At 38.8% G+C, this 17,613-nt stretch carries 14 protein-coding genes; 8 read left to right on the forward strand and 6 right to left on the reverse strand.

All coding sequences use genetic code 11. From position 1 onward, the window contains the following. Positions 1 to 25 precede the first annotated feature (25 nt). On the forward strand, positions 26 to 757 hold the full coding sequence (locus tag ACXACJ_RS09150; RefSeq protein WP_475134060.1) for an FRG domain-containing protein: 732 nt from the start codon (positions 26 to 28) through the stop codon (positions 755 to 757). 39 nt (positions 758 to 796) lie between these two features. Here the strand turns inward: ACXACJ_RS09150 and ACXACJ_RS09155 are convergent, their stop codons facing one another. Then, entirely contained in the window at positions 797 to 1,426 is a 630-nt protein-coding gene (locus ACXACJ_RS09155; protein ID WP_475134061.1) for a ferric reductase-like transmembrane domain-containing protein, read from the reverse strand. 224 nt (positions 1,427 to 1,650) lie between these two features. On the opposite strand from ACXACJ_RS09155, the gene ACXACJ_RS09160 reads away from it, so the two are divergent. Both ACXACJ_RS09160 and ACXACJ_RS09165 read left to right on the forward strand, forming a co-directional pair. Then, positions 1,651 to 2,361, forward strand: a complete 711-nt coding sequence (locus tag ACXACJ_RS09160) for an HAD family hydrolase (protein ID WP_475134062.1) — start codon at positions 1,651 to 1,653, stop codon at positions 2,359 to 2,361. 270 nt (positions 2,362 to 2,631) lie between these two features. After that, positions 2,632 to 3,435, forward strand: coding sequence for a DUF4339 domain-containing protein (locus ACXACJ_RS09165; protein WP_475134063.1), 804 nt, complete (start codon positions 2,632 to 2,634; stop codon positions 3,433 to 3,435). 15 nt (positions 3,436 to 3,450) lie between these two features. Here the strand turns inward: ACXACJ_RS09165 and ACXACJ_RS09170 are convergent, their stop codons facing one another. The 4 genes from ACXACJ_RS09170 to ACXACJ_RS09185 are packed head-to-tail and all read right to left on the reverse strand — an operon-like array spanning position 3,451 to position 12,587. Next, entirely contained in the window at positions 3,451 to 6,291 is a 2,841-nt protein-coding gene (locus ACXACJ_RS09170) for a PD-(D/E)XK nuclease family protein (protein ID WP_475134064.1), read from the reverse strand. Next, on the reverse strand, positions 6,288 to 9,428 hold the full coding sequence (locus ACXACJ_RS09175; RefSeq protein ID WP_475134065.1) for a UvrD-helicase domain-containing protein: 3,141 nt from the start codon (positions 9,426 to 9,428) through the stop codon (positions 6,288 to 6,290). Before ACXACJ_RS09175 ends, ACXACJ_RS09170 begins: the two co-directional genes overlap by 4 nt. 59 nt (positions 9,429 to 9,487) lie before the next feature. Then, on the reverse strand, positions 9,488 to 10,999 hold the full coding sequence (locus ACXACJ_RS09180; protein WP_475134066.1) for a T9SS type B sorting domain-containing protein: 1,512 nt from the start codon (positions 10,997 to 10,999) through the stop codon (positions 9,488 to 9,490). 46 nt (positions 11,000 to 11,045) lie between these two features. Further along, complete coding sequence (locus ACXACJ_RS09185; RefSeq protein ID WP_475134067.1) at positions 11,046 to 12,587, reverse strand: PKD domain-containing protein; 1,542 nt, start codon at positions 12,585 to 12,587, stop codon at positions 11,046 to 11,048. Between the two features lie 249 nt (positions 12,588 to 12,836). On the opposite strand from ACXACJ_RS09185, the gene ACXACJ_RS09190 reads away from it, so the two are divergent. The 4 genes from ACXACJ_RS09190 (at position 12,837) to ACXACJ_RS09205 (ending at position 15,591) form a co-directional block, all read left to right on the forward strand. Beyond that, positions 12,837 to 13,223, forward strand: a complete 387-nt coding sequence (locus tag ACXACJ_RS09190) for a DUF3127 domain-containing protein (protein WP_475134068.1) — start codon at positions 12,837 to 12,839, stop codon at positions 13,221 to 13,223. Between the two features lie 3 nt (positions 13,224 to 13,226). Further along, positions 13,227 to 14,423 carry an L-2-hydroxyglutarate oxidase gene (gene lhgO / locus ACXACJ_RS09195; RefSeq protein WP_475134069.1) on the forward strand — a complete coding sequence of 399 codons (1,197 nt, stop codon included), beginning with the start codon at positions 13,227 to 13,229 and terminating at the stop codon, positions 14,421 to 14,423. A gap of 227 nt (positions 14,424 to 14,650) precedes the next feature. Beyond that, positions 14,651 to 14,815 (forward strand): YqaE/Pmp3 family membrane protein, encoded by a 165-nt coding sequence (locus ACXACJ_RS09200; RefSeq protein WP_475134070.1) that lies wholly within the window; start codon positions 14,651 to 14,653, stop codon positions 14,813 to 14,815. Next, positions 14,812 to 15,591: a DUF1206 domain-containing protein gene (locus ACXACJ_RS09205; RefSeq protein WP_475134071.1), complete on the forward strand. Its 780-nt coding sequence runs from the start codon at positions 14,812 to 14,814 to the stop codon at positions 15,589 to 15,591. Before ACXACJ_RS09200 ends, ACXACJ_RS09205 begins: the two co-directional genes overlap by 4 nt. On the opposite strand, the gene ACXACJ_RS09210 is transcribed toward ACXACJ_RS09205, so the two are convergent. Continuing rightward, positions 15,588 to 16,550: a YheT family hydrolase gene (locus ACXACJ_RS09210; protein ID WP_475134072.1), complete on the reverse strand. Its 963-nt coding sequence runs from the start codon at positions 16,548 to 16,550 to the stop codon at positions 15,588 to 15,590. The two genes, ACXACJ_RS09205 and ACXACJ_RS09210, sit on opposite strands and share 4 nt — an antisense overlap. Positions 16,551 to 16,870: 320 nt before the next feature. Between ACXACJ_RS09210 and ACXACJ_RS09215 the strand changes: the two genes are divergently transcribed. Further along, positions 16,871 to 17,488 (forward strand): deoxynucleoside kinase, encoded by a 618-nt coding sequence (locus tag ACXACJ_RS09215; RefSeq protein WP_475134073.1) that lies wholly within the window; start codon positions 16,871 to 16,873, stop codon positions 17,486 to 17,488. Positions 17,489 to 17,613 lie beyond the last annotated feature (125 nt).

Raw genomic sequence — 17,613 nt, forward strand, 5'->3', positions numbered from 1 at the left:
AATTTTCATTAAAAAAATTTCAAAAATGACATTTGAACAAATCCATTCTATCGAGGATGCCATTAAGTTAACTAATAAACATTGTTATTCTAAAACGTGGCTCTTTCGAGGTCATGGCTACTGTGGTTATAAACTGACCCCAGGAATTGGTCGCCTAATTGACTCAGAGGGTTTTAAAGGAGATGTTTCAAAACTTCTAAGACTGGAACGTCAATCATTTGATCATTTCAAGATTAAAACCCATTATCAATTAACGGAAACCAATCAGTTAATTTTATTAGCTGCTGCACAACATCATGGTCTTAAAACAAGATTACTCGATTGGTCTCTCAGCATATTAACAGCTCTATACTTTGCAGTAGAGGATCTAAACGAAAAAGTGGACGGAGCTCTAATTGCCTATCAAGCCCCAGATAAGTTTAATTTATACCAAGAAGAAGATCCATTCAACCAAGAAATTGAGTATTCTTTCTTATTAGTGCCAGACCTAAGTCCTCGCATTAAGGCTCAACAAGGAATCTTTCAATTGTTCAAACACCCAACAATACCTATGGACATATCTATACAATATAATCTTCTCAAGTTTATGATTCCTTTTGAGAGAAAGAGGCATATAAAGCGGGAATTATATAGACTAGGTATCCATGCAGAAAGTCTTTTTCCCGATTTAGACGGGCTGTGCAAAACTATAAACTATCATAGTTTGGGAGTTTGCTCAAAACCAGAAGATCAAAAACAAAAAACACCCTGCAGCTAAAGCTGCAAAGTGCCTTTCCAATCTAGCTTCCGTTTGGTGTTAAGCTTTGGCGGTGTACTTGCTTAAAACTTCAATACGTTTGGCAATAATTTTTTCTTTTACCGAATCCATTCTCATGACAAAGCCCAAGCCTACTACCAAAGCGTAAGCAATCCATACATCTTCCAAAAAAGCGATATGGATCAAACTGAGCACAATAACCGCATAAGAGAACCTCTGGATTTTCTTCCAGGTTTTCTTCAACAGTCTCATTGATTTTCGGTTTGAAGTCAGTAACAAAGGAATAAGAATGATGATGGCTAAAAATCCTGCGATGTAATTAATTTCTTCAAAAGTCTCGTTGAAACCTTCTTCCACAATAAAAAACGCAAAGTGGAGCATACTGAAAATTGCAGTGGCTATACCCAAGGCTTGTCGCACCAATACGCTGTGAAGCCCCGTAAGAATTGTAACCGGAGTAGCTAATAAAATTGCCACCATCCAGCGAATAGCCCATTCTCCCGTTACATGTACCAAAAAGGCAAGGCCATCGTCAAATCGGCTATCGGGGCTTTCTTTGTACGAAATGCCGTTGCTAAAATCTATCTGTGCGATGACAATAATCAATTGGCCGAGAGCAATAAGGGTCACGATTAGCCATCCGTAGTTTTTCTTGAGAAATTTAGACATAGTAGTTTAATCTAGGGTGTGGTTTAATTAGGTTGATTTCAGTTTTTTAAGCGCCATATCCACATGTAATGACTATAGCACATTACTATATTCTTAAAAAAATTACCGTAAATAGCCTTTAATCTTCTGACAGGCAGCTTTAATTTATGGCTGGTTTTTTCAGGGTTTGAACGACCTAGTTTAACCTGCTAACTTTATCCAATCGGAAATACACAAAAACAATCATGTCTAAAATCACAACCATTGCCTTCGATGCTGACGATACACTTTGGGTAAACGAACCCATTTTTACGAAAACACGACTTGCTTACGAAGAAATTCTAGGGCAATACTTCGAAATCACCAACTTATTGGAACTTCAGCTCTATGAAGTCGAGAGAAGAAATTTGGAACTTTTTGGCTATGGCATCAAAGGATTTATGCTTTCCATGATTGAGTTGGCCTTGCAACTCACGGATTATAAAATTGAAGGAAGAGATGTTGAACGCATCATCAACCTTGGTAAGGAAATGTTGATTCACCCCGTAGAGATATTGCCTGGTATTGAAGAAACCATTGAAGCATTGAAAGATGAATATAGGCTTCTGATCATAACCAAAGGCGATTTATGGGATCAAGAAACCAAAATAGCAAGATCGGGTTTGGCTGATCATTTTCGGCATATAGAAATTGTAAGCGAAAAGAATTCTGCAACTTATTGCCAAATCCTCAGCCAGCATAAAATTGAAGCTCATGAATTTCTAATGATTGGAAACTCGCTTAAATCCGATATTCTTCCCATATGTGAAATTGGAGGCAGAGCCATTCATATTCCCTTTCACGATACTTGGGTGCATGAAAAAGTTGAGGCTAAATCCAGCGAAAGTTTCGTTTACACCGAAATGGATAATGTTTTGGGTGTTATCGATTACTTAAAGAAGATCAATGGCGAGTAAGTAGCAACTCAGCAAACCCCATTACAAAATGCGTTTTAGCATTTCAACCTAAACTGACTTAAGAGCTAAAGACAAGTTTTTGAAGCTTCATGTGTTAAAAAATGTTATAATTTATTTTTGTTCCTTTTCATTCAAAAGCCTTAAAAATAACCACTTACCGAAAAAAACACATCGCAACCATTCAATTCTAAAAATGACCTAACGCTACTCTCTGGATTCTTTTTCGTAGTCTAATTGTTAACTTTTCAATTATTCTAAAAACCTAAAAAGATGGAACAAGCATGGTATTACAAAAAGAATGACCAACAATTTGGCCCTCTCAAAACAAAAGGATTACTAGAGACTATTAACAGAGAAAGTTTAGTGCGGAAGGATGGCTCAGAAGAATGGAAAACAGCAAAAGATTTCAACGAATTAGCTCCACTTTTAAAAAGAGCACCGAAACCCATATTTAAAGATTCTAGCGCTGAAGAACATCGCAAAGAAATAGACTTCAGCATTATTTCAGGATGGATTTTACTGACTTCCATCGTTGCCATTACCGTTTTGGAATTGGTAGAAAATCGCCAAATGACATTGTACAGTGTTTTCATCATTGCAATGCTGGCTTCCGAAATCAGAGCTTTTATAGGCGTAAAAAACTACCTTTCGAAATTGCTCGATTTCAAAAAAGCCAATACTCACCTCAACTGGCTCATTGCGATCACAATCCCTTCATATTTAATTTGGGCGATCGACAGTAAGTATGGTTTAGAAGGCCAGTTTTCGACCAGTACAATCAACATTTTATCAGGCGTGTTTGCAGTGGCTATGGTGCTCTATTTCTATCATAGTGTAAGATTAGCCATCAAACTATTTGAAATTGAAGGCCCTGCAGTATCTTCATTCAAATCCTTTGCGGTTTTGACTATTCTCTACACAGGTTTCAGTTTGGGTACTTTCTTCCTGATTGAGAACTATTCTGAAATCTTACTTTTGGATACCATCCTATCGGTGATTCCAATTTTCTTCTTGATTTCAGGCTTTAACAAAATTAAGAAAAGCTACACTTTTCAATTGGCTAGCGCAACTTGATGCCCTTGCATCAAGTTAGCCATTCCTTCTACACAACTGTTGAAATTCGCAATATTCGCAGCGTTTAAGGTCATCGGTTTGGTAAAAGGAGATTTCTGGATTGTAGATCTCCTTGACCAAAGCTGATAGTCTATTTCGATAAACATCAATCACATTTTCTGGTATGGTTGCGCCATCTCTCAGCCATTTTGTGCCTTCGCTCAACTTCCGCATGCTTGTAATCCTCACTTTCACCGGCATGGAAAAATGCCATTGCGTTAAAACAGCATACAGGTATCCTTGAAAACCAGATTTGTATTTTGGGTCTTCAAAATACTTCTCAATGTAAGCATCGGTATCACTGAGCATTAGTTTTTTGCCCACCAGTTCTACTTTACCTGTTTTGTAATCGGTAATTCTGAGTTCGCCATTCTTTTCATCCATTCTGTCAATGGTGCCGCTTACCCGTACTTTACCTTGCCGTTCAACAGAAATTAGAGTTTCGAACTGCTCTTCCTCTAGGCCGATAATTTTAAAAGGAGCATCTTGAATATCCAGGTCTAGAACCTTCTGAATCATCTGCTCCATCACTTGTTTGGTTACCAAATCGCGTCCAGACAATTGCTGATTTTCTTGAATAATTTTATTGCGTTCGAGCGAATCTACAAGTTGCTTTTCTACCAGCCCTTTTAAAAGTCTGATTTGCTCTGCAGTAATTTCTCGGTTCACCCATGGCTGATACAAGAATTCTAGCACTTCGTGAACCACAATTCCCAAATTTCGGGCATCGATATCTTCTTCAACTTCGTCCAGTTCTCTAAAGCTAGCCACATTTTTTAGGTAGAATTTTAATGGACAGGTAATGTAATTGGTTAAAGAAGTTGGCGACAAAAACTTACCCTCTTCAGTACCCTCCACAAAACGATTTAGCAGCTGGAATACCTTCTCCCCTTTTTCCACTGTAACCTCCGTTGAATTCAAGGTTTCAGGCACAACTCCTTCATAAGATTTCTCTGTAATTGAATAGTGCTCTAGCTTTTTATACCGCTTAAGCTGTTGCAGAATGAAACGACTTTTTTCACCTGTAGAATCACCTTGCGTGGTATTATCATAAATAAAATGCACATCTTCTGCTCGCTGCAATAGGCGCTTGAAGTGGTAAGCATAAATGGCTTCTTGCTCTTCGAAGGTTGGTAATTGAAAAACCTTTCTTAAGCCGTAAGGAATATATGAATTCAGATTTCGAGGAGTTGGCAATTTGCCTTCGTTTGCCGAAACCACAATCAAATGCTTGAAATCCAAAGTTCTGGTTTCCAGAAAACCCATTACCTGAATGCCCAGTACAGGTTCGCCCTCAAAAGGAATTTTCACAGCCCTAAAATGCTCCTGAATTATCTTTTTAATCAGCCTTAAAGAAAATTCTCCCTTTTGTTTCAGGTATTCATTGAACTGGTTAAGCGATTTAAAAAAGAAGTAAATGAACTCACGATCGGTTAGGCCAGCCTCCTTTTCTTTAAAATCATAAAAACAGGAAGTCAAGTAATTCTTTAAGGCCAGCGCTATGTTGTCCCAATTCTGATTTGCACTCAACAAAGCTTTCAATTCCGTAGATTGAATCTTTAAAAGAAGCTCAGCAAGCGTGATTTTCGTTTTCTTTTCACGAACAAACCAGTCGTTTAATTGCTGATAAATTCCTTCATGAAAAATGGCAGTATAGGCATTCGATAAAAAAGGGCGAAGGTCGTAAGTGTGAAAAACCAAGCCATTTTCTGTTTTTTGAGCCTTACGCATCAGCTCCAAATAACTCAGCACGAAATCAAAGACAATAGTTGAACGCATGGGGTAACCCATTGTAACATTCACCTTTTGATCGTGCAAAGGCATGGCATATAGAAATGGTACTAGCAATTTTTCATCGGCCAACACAATGGCTGTTTCTTCAGGCTTAGCACCTTGATGAATCAGTTCGCCTGCCAGCTTTGCCGCCAAATGAGCTTGGGCCATATTTTGAGGTGCAGAATGAACAACAACCTGCTTAGGTTCATCCAGTGAATTGGCATCGAACCAAACACTATCGGGCCATTTGGCCTGATACTCACGCATAAAATCACCAGCTTCTTCCTTCTTTTCAGACATAAAGTAGCCATCAATATCCCAATAGAGCTGAGCTCTTTTGGCTTTCACCAGTGCATCGAAAATAACTTCTTCCGACTTCGAAAGGGCATTAAAACCACAGAAATGATAATAGTCGAAAGGGTGATCGAAGTGATCTTGGCTAAGTACCGAAGCCAGGTTTCGGTAGAGCATACCACCATAGGCTTTCTCTTCTTTGAGAAGTTCACCGTGAAAATCTTCATAAACCGAACCTACTTCTTTCCAGATTTTGAGGAACTCAGTCAGCAGTTTGGTTTTTTCTTGCTTTTCGGTGAGGGTTCTAAAGCGTGAAATGATTTCCCTGAACTCATCGTTGTAACCAAATACGTGGTCAATTTCCTTAATATTCTGAAGCGCTGAATAGATTTGCTTAGCATCGGCCAAATAGCGATCTATTTCATCGTAATCCTTCAAAATCACTTTGCCACAGGCATAAAAAGCATCGAATTCTAAATCCTTCTCGCGGGTTTGATAAATTTTGAACAGGTGAAAAAGCAGCGTCAGCTCATCGGTTATGCTCAGGCCTGTCATCCGTTGCACGAAGTCTTCGATGCTATAAATTGTGGGCAGCATAAAATCCTGATGACCATATTTTTGCAGCAAAGCACGCTTAAAAAATACGCCTCCCCTTTTGGTAGGAAACACAAAACATTGGCTCTTTAAAAGCTGCAAATCACTTTCTTGGATTTGATCGACAACCAGGTGATGGAAAGTCCTCATCATAATTTCACCTCCTTCACAACAACAGGTTCAACATAAATTAAATGGCCAGAAACCTGTTCATAACCCAAACCTTTCATGGCTTTCATATACCTTTTCACTTGCTCATCGTGAGCCGGACTTTCCTTTTCCTTTTTATAATCAATCACAACAGCTTCTTTACCCTTTACTAAAAGCCGGTCGGGTTTGTGAACCTTTCCATCGAACCAAATTTCTCGTTCGTTATACACTTCGTATTCATCAGAAAACCAGAGCCTGATGTGATCGTCATTGAAAAGTTTGGTGATTTTTTCCTTTACAATTTCAGAAGAAGAAGCATTCAAATCACCGGCTTGCAAAAACTGACGCAATACCATATCCAAATCTTCCTTGATGCGAATGGCAGAAAGAACTTCGTGCACCTGATTTCCTAAGTTGATATTTTGAGCCTCAGAGGTTTGTTGGAGCATAAAGAAACGCTCTGAATCATTCCGAATGGTGAGCTGATTCAAAAATGAAATCTGTGGGTAAACCTTCATCGCGATCGATTTTTCAATCTCTTCTCCCGAGCCCAATCTATGGCCATCATCTCCCCAACTGAATTGCACAAAGCCCGATTCTTCACGAAGTGTCAAGCCCATTTCAGAAAGCAAGGGGAACAGCAAACCATGGATATTTTTAGCTCCTTTGGTATTTTTGATCAATGGAGCCGATAAGTACAGCTTTTCGCGCGGCCTGGTAAAAGCCACATAAGTTTTATTCAAAACGTCTAGCGCACTTTCAATGGCTTCATTGTAAAAGTCGGTCTGAAAGTGTGACTTCTCCAGCGTTCTTCGGCTAAAATCAAGCGGAATGTATTGTAGGTTTTGGTAAGCCTGAGGAACATTTTTTGTCCAAAATTGGTGAATAGTTGGGTTGGGCAACATATCCCAATTCGCAAATGGAATGAAAATAATAGGCGCTTCCAAACCTTTGGATTTATGAATGGAAAGAATACGAATCGCATTCGTTTTTTCACTTGTGGCTACGGTTTTATCTTCTCCTTCCTTTTCCCACCATTCTAAAAATGTATTGATGGAATTAGCACCTCGATTGGATTGTTCTAAAACCACATCGAGCAATTGCTGAAGATAAATATCTGTTTTGCTCTCAAATTCAAAGATTAAAAGCAACTCACTCACCAAATCGAAAAGCGCATACTGCTTAAGCTCATATTGCCTTTTTAAAAAAACAGCAGGAAAACCAGCCTGTTCTAAGGTCATTCTTTCTCCTTTGGCCCGAAGCATAACCGCTTGTTCGGGCACATCTTTCAATCTGAAAAAGAGAGTGATAAGATTTAATACTAAAACCTCATCTCGATCGGACTGAAGGTATCGGAGCAGTTCGAGCACAAACTGAACAGCTTCGCTTTGCTCAAGTTTCAGAGAATCTCCATTGATAAATGGAATACGTTCCATGAGCAAAGCATTGGCAATTTCAGCAATATCCTTATTTCGATTTACCAAAATGAGCATATCGCTGAGCGAAAATCCCTTTTGTAAATTGTCATGAATTTGACCAAGCAAATCATTTATGGCCTGCTGCTGCCAAGTTTCATTTTCTTCCTCAGCAGTATAATACCTCATTTGAACGTATCCACCTTCAGCTCCCTTAATTTGCTGTTCATGCTGATCGTAAGCTTGGGTAAAAAGAGCAGTATCTTTCAATTCATCAATACCACCCAGAGCTTCTGGAAGTTTGCTAAAAAGTGCATTGTTAAATGATACAATACGACTTAAGCTTCGCCAATTATCACTCAAAACACGATCGGCTTCAGGAGGATAAAAAGCACCCAATTCTTCTTTTATTTCAGAGAGCAACAGTCGCATGTTTCCTCCTCTAAAACGATAAATGGATTGCTTCACATCGCCCACAATCAGCACTTCATTTCCTTCGGAAAGTGCATTAATCACCAAAGGCTTCAAGTTGCTCCATTGAAAATTTGAAGTGTCCTGAAACTCATCAATCATAATATGCTTGTAGAAACTCCCCAGCTTTTCGAAAATAAAAGGGGCATCGGCTTGCTGTAAAATGTCCTTCAGAATAATGTTTGTATCTGAAATCAACATTACATTTTGATCGTCTCTATAGCTTTTCAAATGCTTATTTAATTCTTCTAGCAATCCAAAAGCATAAATATTTTTCAAAATGGCTTTGGCAGTGTTATAATCCAACAGCTTATGCTCAATCATGTTGAGAGCTTCTGTTCCTAAAGCATGCAGAACCGTTTCGCCCAGTTGATTAACTTGCTCGAAATGCGGACTCTTTTTAGCTCCCCAAGGCATATCTCCAGCCATGGTTTGATTAAATCTACTTTTCGTATCAATATCAGTTTCCAGCTTTGTGATTGCATTAAAAGCAGCCATTGCACCAGAAGCCGCAAAATGAAAATCTTTAAAAGTGAAACCGTTCTTCTCCATTTCAGACAGTGCTTTTTCACCCAAAGCTTTGTACTGATTTTCGAAGGTTTTTACTTCAGCCTTTAAAGCCTCGATGACTTTTTTTAAGTCTTCATAACTAAGTTTCAAATCTTCGAAGCCATCTTGAAAAGCTTCGCGAAAAAGGTTATTCCCTAGCTTTTCGATTTGCTGATCTACATTCCAGGATTTATCGTTTTCAATTTGCTCTTTGGCATATTGTGTAAGCCACTGCCTGACTTCTGGATTTTCGTCCAAACTCTTGAAAAGCTCTTGCATAGCCTCTTGCAAGGCTAGGGCAGTATTCATTTCAACTTCGTAACTCAGCGGCAAATCCAGCTCTCTGGCAAAGGATTTTAAAACCCGAGAAAAGAAACTATCGATGGTAGAAACTTCAAAACGACCATAATTATGAATGATGAGATCATAAGCCTCTTCTGCTCTTTGCTGAATCTGAACCGGGGTTAAATCTTCGGCCAGTTCTTCACAGAGAATTTTAAAAAGCTGCGTTTGATGGCCGGCTCCCATTTCTTCCAAAGCTTTCAGAATTCGGGTTTTCATTTCTTCGGTAGCCTTATTGGTAAAGGTTATGGCCAGAATATGTTTGAAATCGTCAGGCCGCTTTATCAAAAGCTTGACGTATTCTTTCACAAGCGTGAAGGTTTTGCCCGAACCAGCCGAGGATTTATATACGGTTAATGCCAAAATGAAAAATTTTCAGTCCAATGTTGAAATTATAAAAAGGGAATGAAAACTAGGTATGATTAACGAATGACTTTCAAAGATCCTCTGCGGGTTTCTTCAAAGCTGACTCCATTAACAGCTCCTGAATAAAAAATGATATAGCTGTACTGCCCAGCTGGCACGGGCGCACCTTGAAATGTTCCATCCCAACCTTTATCGGTACCTTCAGTAGCAAAAATGATTGCACCCCATTGGTTAAATACCTGAAGCGTGTAATTCAAATTACAATCATTTACAGGTTTGAATTCATCGTTTTGGCCATCTCCATCCGGACTGAAAGCAGTAGGCAGAAATAACTTTGGAAATCTTTCTTCGATGGTAAAATTCATTTTTGTTTCACAACCGTTGCTGTCTAATACCCTCAAAACATAATCACCCTGCGAAAAATCATTTCCTTGTTGGTTATCTTCATCTGGTTTGTTGCTCCAATAGAATTGGTAATCTGGGGTTCCTCCTTTGGCTTCAATATACGTTTCACCATTTGAAGCTTGTGGGCAAATGGGGTTATTAATGAATGACTTAATATCCACTTCCAAAAGAGGTGGTTCTGTAATTACAAAAGTCTGTGAAGTTTCGCACTGCTTGGAATCCCTAACCGTAACGGTATAATTACCCGCTTTAAGCCCAGAAATATCTGGATTTGGACCTATTATAGTCTCACCGTTACCTGTAACTACAAAGGTGTACTTGCCTAAAGTTGGTGTTCCTCCTGAAACCTCAACCAAAATCCCTCCATTTGCTTCTTGAAAACATCTTACAGGAAATACCTCTAGGCTTTCGATCACTAACTTCTGTGGCTCAATGACTATATAGGAATTCTGTACTTCACAGCCCGCTTCATCCGTAATGGTTGCTTTATATTCTCCAGCAGATAGACCAGAAATAGAAAGGCCAGTCATTCCGTTTTCCCACAAAACTGAATATTCACCTGGCTTACCTCCTGAAGGTGCAATTTCAATAGCTCCATCTTTTCCTCCAAAGCAGGAAACATTAGTGATTTTTGCAGGTGTTTTTATTTCAGGATAAATGATCACATCCAAATAATCAGAATAGCCATCACAGTCTTCAATAAGTGTATTAAACTCTAAGAACCAAAGCCGCCCCTTTCCTATCCCATTCCACTTCACTTTCACCTCATTTCCAGTATTAGCTCCATTCGGAACAAATTCTCCCCCTTCAACTTCCCAAGTATAGATTGAACCATTCGTTTGTGGAGTATAATATGCCACTTCTTGATAATCCAGAAAGCAAACTTCTGAAGCTCCAAAAGGTGCGGGTGGTTCTAATTCTTTATTGATTTTTACCGGCAGAAAAAGCGTATCACTTAAACATCCTAAGGTATTACGAGCAACAACTTTTACAAAAGCATTGTCGTTTGACCCGCCCCAAGAAACCTGAATTTTCTTTGTTCCCTGACCACTTGTGATCCTACCATCATCTGAAACTATCCAATTATAGGTGTTTTCATCAGAGCCATCGATAGTATATTCTACATCTGAAATATTTGGACAAACCGATTGCGGACCTGCCATTTCACCCGATTCTACATCAATGATTGTAACTTCCTTTACAAAAGTTTCAGAGTTGCCACAGCTCCCCCCCATCCGAAGCAATAACCGTAACTGTGTACTCTCCCGCCTCTGTGTAGGTATGATTCACCTTTTGACCCGAAAGCATTTGGCCATCTCCAAAATGCCAATCGAATTGGCTATATCGCAGCTTTTCTCCTTCTGGTAAATCAAAATGCACTCTGAAGGTAATATTGGAATTAACACAACCCAATTCAGCGTCCGAAGTAATCAAAGGGTCATCTAAAAGAAGCTGAGCATTTAGATTTTCCAAACTTGCACCTGCAGAATACCCAAAGGATTCTGCCTGACCGTATCCATATACATAAGCAATCACTCCATTGGGAGCTTCAAGCCTATGGTTTCCCTGACTAATTTCGAAAGAAGCATAAGCTGCAGAACCTTCAAAAGTGAAGCGATTGGAAATATCATTATTATCTAAAGTGATGCCGTTAACCGCATCCGAAGCTGTAATTAACGTCAAGTAGTACTTCTCAATGGTTTGCACAACAAAAGCACTGAAAGTTACAGACTTAATCCGCTGTTCTAAAGGACTTACAATGATCATAAAAGGATCTGAAGGCACGTCATCACATTCCTGACTTCTACTAAACTGAGCAACCGTTATGGGTTTATTCGCTGAAATAGTTCGTACACCTGCTAAAGCCTTATAAATTTTAACCTCACCTGCATTCAATGTAATCGGGGTAAAGCCTTTAATATTAATCAAGGTATTATTTTCAGCAGCAATAATTTTCACATAATCACCACCGATACGTGTTTCATAAGGTACAAAAAGGAAATTTTTACCCCATGTTGAAACGGGAAACATCTGTTCTAAAAGATGATCTCTAAAACCTCCACAACCTCCTACATTGGTAAAAACATTTCCTCCGAAAACTGCGATATTTTTACAATCTGAAGCTTCTTGCCCAACCGTTCTTACATAGGAACCACTTAAATCTTGTTCAGATTTAACTTGGTAAGTTTGCCCAGCATTTAAAGTGATGGTATAAGTTTCTCCTGCCCGCCATCCTCCAAAAGTATTTCCTGTAGGAGTAATTTCTATCTCCGTATCATCTTCGGAAGCCACCACTAAAAATTCTAACTCACGAGACCTCTCCTCTCGATCTTCAGGCGGTTCCATATGGGCAACTACATAATATTCCTTCCCCAAAGCAGGTGTAGGCAAAATCACAGCAGCATCGGCACTAAACTGGCGTTTGTTTAAGGCATAAACAGAAACGTTTCGATCTGAAGTAATATGGATTCCATAATTATAGACTCCTTCTTCCGTAGGCATTAGAGAAACAGGCAAGTTCAATTTTTGAGAAACACCAGGTTTCACTACAATCCTTTGGCTATAACCAGCACCAGGTGCCTGCACTAATACATTTGTAGAATCTTCAGCACTGAAATAGAGTTCTAGAAAAAGAGCATCAACATTATGCAAGTAACCAAGCCAAAAGTCTTTTCCCTCGGTAGTAACTTGAGCCGAAAGACTTAAAGCCATCATTAACAAACCAATAAAGCTTATTAAAAATTTCCTCACAAAACTTGTTCTGGTATCGTTCTCTAATTCTAGTAAAGATGATGATTTTACGCTTTATGCTACTTCCATTTTCAGGAAAGAAAACGTTTCTCTTTACGTATTTACTAATCTTTAACGATTGAAGCAATTTCAATTGCTTTGTACAGATAACACTCTATCAAGCAATTAGCCCTATTTATTCCTTTTTGGATTGAAAATAGATTTGCAAGTTGCGCCATTAATCAATTGTTTTGAACAAAATTTGAATACATGGAGATTAAAGCAAAACTGCTCGAAATATCAGAAACCCAACAAATATCAGCCAGTTTTAGAAAGCGTGAATTTGTGGTAGAATATGCTGACAACCCTCAATACCCAGAATTTATAAAGTTCGAAGCCATTCAAGATAAATGTGACCTTTTGGACAGCTTTAAGCCAAACCAAACGGTGAACGTAAGCTTCAATTTGAAAGGCAGAAAATGGACTGACCCTCAGGGGCAAGTTAAATACTTCAATTCATTACAAGCTTGGAGAATTACTCCAGAAAGTGCTGGACAAAGTGCACCTCAAGCAGACGGAAACACACCTCCTCCACCAAGCGCAGGCGATGAGCCAGATTGGTTAAACAGTGATGATTCTGACGATTTACCGTTTTAATATATGAAGTACGATGCGATCGTAATTGGTGGCGGAATTGTTGGTTTGGCTACGGCTTATCAAATTTTGGAGAAAAGGCCCAATACCAAACTTGTTCTTTTAGAAAAAGAAGGAAAACTGGCCGCTCATCAAACCGGAAACAATAGTGGCGTAATCCACTCTGGCTTATATTATAAACCAGGCAGCTTAAAAGCCAAAAATTGCATTGATGGCTACCAAATGCTAATTGATTTCTGCGATCGCGAAGAAGTACCTTATGAATTATGTGGTAAAGTTGTGGTTGCCACAGACGATTTTCAAAAGCCCCTTTTGGAAAACCTTTATCAAAGAGGTCTCCAGAATGGGCTTGATAAAATCTCTAGAATTTCAGTAGAAGAACTAAAGGAAATTGAGCCGCACGTAAACGGAATTGCAGCGCTCAACGTGCCTTATACCGGCATAGTAGACTACACCAAAGTAGCTTTAAAATATGCTGAAAAAATCGAACAGCTAGGCGGTCAAATTCTGCTCAATCATAAAGTGACCGATATTCGTTCTACGAACGGAATCACTGAGGTTATTACTGAAAACCAAACATTCGAAACAGCGCTAATCATAAACTGTTGTGGCCTATACAGTGATAAAATGGCCAAAAAAACCAGTGATGAAGTAGATCTTAAAATCATTCCTTTCAGAGGTGAATACTTCAAGCTTAAGCCCGAAAAAGAATATCTCGTTAAGCATTTAATTTATCCCGTTCCCGACCCTAACTTCCCATTTTTAGGGGTTCATTTCACCAGAATGATGAAGGGTGGCATTGAAGCAGGCCCAAATGCCGTACTTGCTTTTAGCCGTGAGGGCTATTCAAAGTCACAAATCAATTTGTCGGAGTTAACCGAATCGTTAATGTGGCCAGGCTTTCAAAAAGTAGCTCGGAAATATTGGAAAACTGGAATGGGCGAAATGTACCGTTCGTTCAGCAAAGCTGCCTTTACTAAGGCATTACAAAAGTTAATTCCTGAAATTCAGGAAAATGATTTGGTAGATGGAGGAGCTGGCGTAAGAGCTCAGGCCTGTGACAGAACTGGTGGTTTGTTAGACGATTTTTCTATTATTGAAGCAACTAATGCAATAAACGTTTGTAACGCGCCAAGCCCCGCAGCAACCTCTTCATTATCTATTGGCAACACCATTAGCGACCTAGCTTTAAAGCGATTCTAGAAGAAATCCTTGACTATGAAATGGTGAAAGAATTCCACAAAGTCACCATTTCATTTCTACATTTTCGGTCAATTCAATATTCTCTTTGCATTACCTATTCATTCCAAATGAAAAATTCAATTCTCTGTAAAACAATGCTTTACAATTCAATATTGACTTCAACTTTACTTTAGAAAGCTAAAAAGCACACTGTTTGTACTTACTCATAAAAATCAAAAACCATCTTTATGAGTTTATTACAAATCATCCTTGCTGTTTTGATTCCTCCAGTGGCTGTTGCGTTAGACAGAGGTTTGTCCAGCGCATTCTGGATCAATCTTTTGCTCACCATTTTGGGAATTATCCCAGGCATTATTCACGCGTTTTATGTCCTTTCAAAACCAAGAACGTGAAACTGAAAGAAACCCTAGCTCGATTTGGAATAGCTTCTAAAGGTTTTGTTTACATACTGATTGGAGGCCTAACCACATTAACCGTTTTAGGTCTTGGTGGCACTAAAGCAGGAAGCACAGATGCTTTTGAGTATATAGCGTCTAATATATTGGGTAAGGTACTTTTGAGTATAACAGCACTTGGCCTTTTTATTTATATGCTCTGGGCATGCATTGTGGCCATAAAAGACCCTGAAGATATTGGCCGCGATGCCAAAGGATTGAGTACGCGATTTAGTTATTTAACAGGTGCTCTGTTCTATGGAATGCTAGGTTTTTCAGCCATTAAATTGGTTGTTTTCCCTTGGAATAATTCCGATGATAGTAAACTCTTTGAACCTCTACTCAACAGTAGTTTAGGTGTAATTTTCCTTTATATTTTCTCTGTGTCATTTATTGTTAAAGCGTGCTATCAAGTTCATTTGGTAACTTCTGGCATCTATAAAAAGAAAATCAAAACTTCAGATATTGAAAGTGAGCAACAAAAGAACATTTTGATTAAAGCTGGGATCGCTGGATTTTCATCTAGAGCTATTGTTTTTGGAGTGATCGCGTATTTGGCCTTTAGGGCAGCAATGAGTTCAAATACCAGTGATGTGAACAATACCACCGATGCTTTTCAATTTCTAGAAAACACATTTGGAACCATTATTCTAGCCATAATCGCTATTGGTACTTTGGCTTATGGCGTTTTCGTTTTGCTGAAAGCTAAATACCGAATTATCGATTTAGATTAGTATTCTTGGCAGAATTCAAGCGCTCGTACTTCGGAATACGCAAACTCTGCATTAGACTGAATAAAACCCACGTGCCCTCCTCTTTTGGGTGTTTCTAAATAAAGATTACTCATTTTATCCGCCAATTCGAAAGGATAACACAGTCCTTTGAGCAAGGGATCGTTCAACGCATTTATAATAAGCACTTCGCGAGTAATCTGCGGAATGAATGGTAAGGGATCGCAATGCTGATAAAAATCGTCACTGCCTTTAAAGCCATGAATTGGACCGGAATACAGCTCATCAAATTCACGGAGGGTTTTAATGGCATCCAATCTCGAAATGTCGATATCAGGAAATTGCTCGGCCTTCAACCTGATTTTATCTTTTAGACGAACCAAAAACTTCATCTCATATAAACGATTGGCGCGTACAGAAAGCGTTTCTGCACTTTCTAACAAAGCACATGGAGCAGAAATGACCACTGCTTTTTTAACTACCTCAGGAATTTTGAAATCTGGTTCTTCTCCCAAATAGCGCAGCGTTTGACCACCGCCCATGCTAATGCCAGCCAAAGCCACTTCTTTGTAGTCTTTCTCCTTTACGCAGTGTTCAACCACAGCTCTTAAATCGTAGCTGGCCGCATGGTGATAAAGAATACGCTGTCGGTTCATTTCACCATTACAGGTTCGATTGTTCCAGGCTACCACGTCCCAGCCATTATGAGCGAAAAGCTTTGCTAAACCCTTCACATAATGCCGATTAGAATTCCCTTCTAATCCATGACTAATGATTAAGAGTTTCTCATTATCACCCTTAATCCAATCAATATCCAGAAAATCGTCATCGGGTGTATCAATGCGCTGCCGCTCATAAACCACGCCTTCCACCTTACGCCTAAGGCTGGGAATCACCGTTTCAAAATGGCCATTGATATAGTAAAATGGTGGGCCCTTGTAGCGCGAATTAACTTGCGGCATTTGTTCAGAGTGGTTTGTAAACAGTCAAAACAACAAGAGAAGCTTTTCTTTTCAAAACTTACGTGAGTAAATATTTATTGAAATGAAAAACCGAAATATAAAGCCCACAGCCCATCTTTTAAGAAAGTAACATATTGTTAATCTTCTGGTTACTCTCGAAACAAACTACCACCTTACCTTTCGGTCAATAAATAAATCTCTTCATATTTATTGGGTGTTCGTAAAAAAGGTCTGGTTCCACAGACTTTTTTTATGTCTGTATTTATAGGTTCAAAATTATACGAAACCCTAACTTTGCGCCCTGAAATTCATAAAAGGAAATGCACGTAGCAATAGCGGGAAACATTGGGTGTGGAAAAACCACTTTAGCACAAAAGCTGGGGAGAGATTATCATTGGGAAGTTCAGCTAGAATCGGTTGAGGACAATCCTTACTTAAAAGATTTCTATGAAGACATGAAACGCTGGTCGTTTCACTTGCAGGTCTATTTTCTCAACAGCAGATTTAAGCAGGTAGAATGGATTAGAAAATCTGAAACCAGTACCATTCAAGACCGAACTATTTATGAAGACGCTCACATTTTTGCCGCCAACCTAAGGCAATCGGGCTACATTACTGAACGCGACTACAATAACTATTTGGATTTGTTCAAATCCATGATTCAGTATGTTCAACCACCAGATCTATTGATCTATTTAAGAGCGGATATCCCAAAACTTGTAGGGAATATTCAAAAGCGAGGAAGAGACTATGAAGAACTGATTCGTATAGAATATTTAAAAAATTTAAATACTCATTATGAAGATTGGATTGCTAAATATGACTTAGGCAAGCTCTTAATTGTGGACGTAAACGAGTTGGATTTTGTAAAAAATATAGAAGATTACGCTTCTATCATTGAAAAAGTCAATTTAGAGATCAATGGACTTTTCAGTTGAAATTTTAACAGTTAAATAATCTAGCAAGTTCAAATTATATTCTTATCTTAGTGGTGTAAAATATTAAAAGCAACTCTACTTTTTAATCGAACCTTATCCAGTCCCGGTTTTTATCGGGACATTTT

It is taken from the genome of Roseivirga sp. AWQ4_251 (assembly GCF_056158225.1).

Excerpts from the sequence above, each read along its gene's own strand:
- ACXACJ_RS09150 (WP_475134060.1), top strand. The coding sequence starts at position 26 with ATGACATTTGAACAAATCCATTCTATCGAGGATGCCATTAAGTTAACT.
- ACXACJ_RS09155 (WP_475134061.1), bottom strand. The coding sequence starts at position 1,426 with ATGTCTAAATTTCTCAAGAAAAACTACGGATGGCTAATCGTGACCCTT.
- ACXACJ_RS09160 (WP_475134062.1), top strand. The coding sequence starts at position 1,651 with ATGTCTAAAATCACAACCATTGCCTTCGATGCTGACGATACACTTTGG.
- ACXACJ_RS09165 (WP_475134063.1), top strand. The coding sequence starts at position 2,632 with ATGGAACAAGCATGGTATTACAAAAAGAATGACCAACAATTTGGCCCT.
- ACXACJ_RS09170 (WP_475134064.1), bottom strand. The coding sequence starts at position 6,291 with ATGATGAGGACTTTCCATCACCTGGTTGTCGATCAAATCCAAGAAAGT.
- ACXACJ_RS09180 (WP_475134066.1), bottom strand. The coding sequence starts at position 10,999 with ATGGCAGGTCCGCAATCGGTTTGTCCAAATATTTCAGATGTAGAATAT.
- ACXACJ_RS09190 (WP_475134068.1), top strand. The coding sequence starts at position 12,837 with ATGGAGATTAAAGCAAAACTGCTCGAAATATCAGAAACCCAACAAATA.
- lhgO (WP_475134069.1), top strand. The coding sequence starts at position 13,227 with ATGAAGTACGATGCGATCGTAATTGGTGGCGGAATTGTTGGTTTGGCT.
- ACXACJ_RS09200 (WP_475134070.1), top strand. The coding sequence starts at position 14,651 with ATGAGTTTATTACAAATCATCCTTGCTGTTTTGATTCCTCCAGTGGCT.
- ACXACJ_RS09210 (WP_475134072.1), bottom strand. The coding sequence starts at position 16,550 with ATGCCGCAAGTTAATTCGCGCTACAAGGGCCCACCATTTTACTATATC.
- ACXACJ_RS09215 (WP_475134073.1), top strand. The coding sequence starts at position 16,871 with ATGCACGTAGCAATAGCGGGAAACATTGGGTGTGGAAAAACCACTTTA.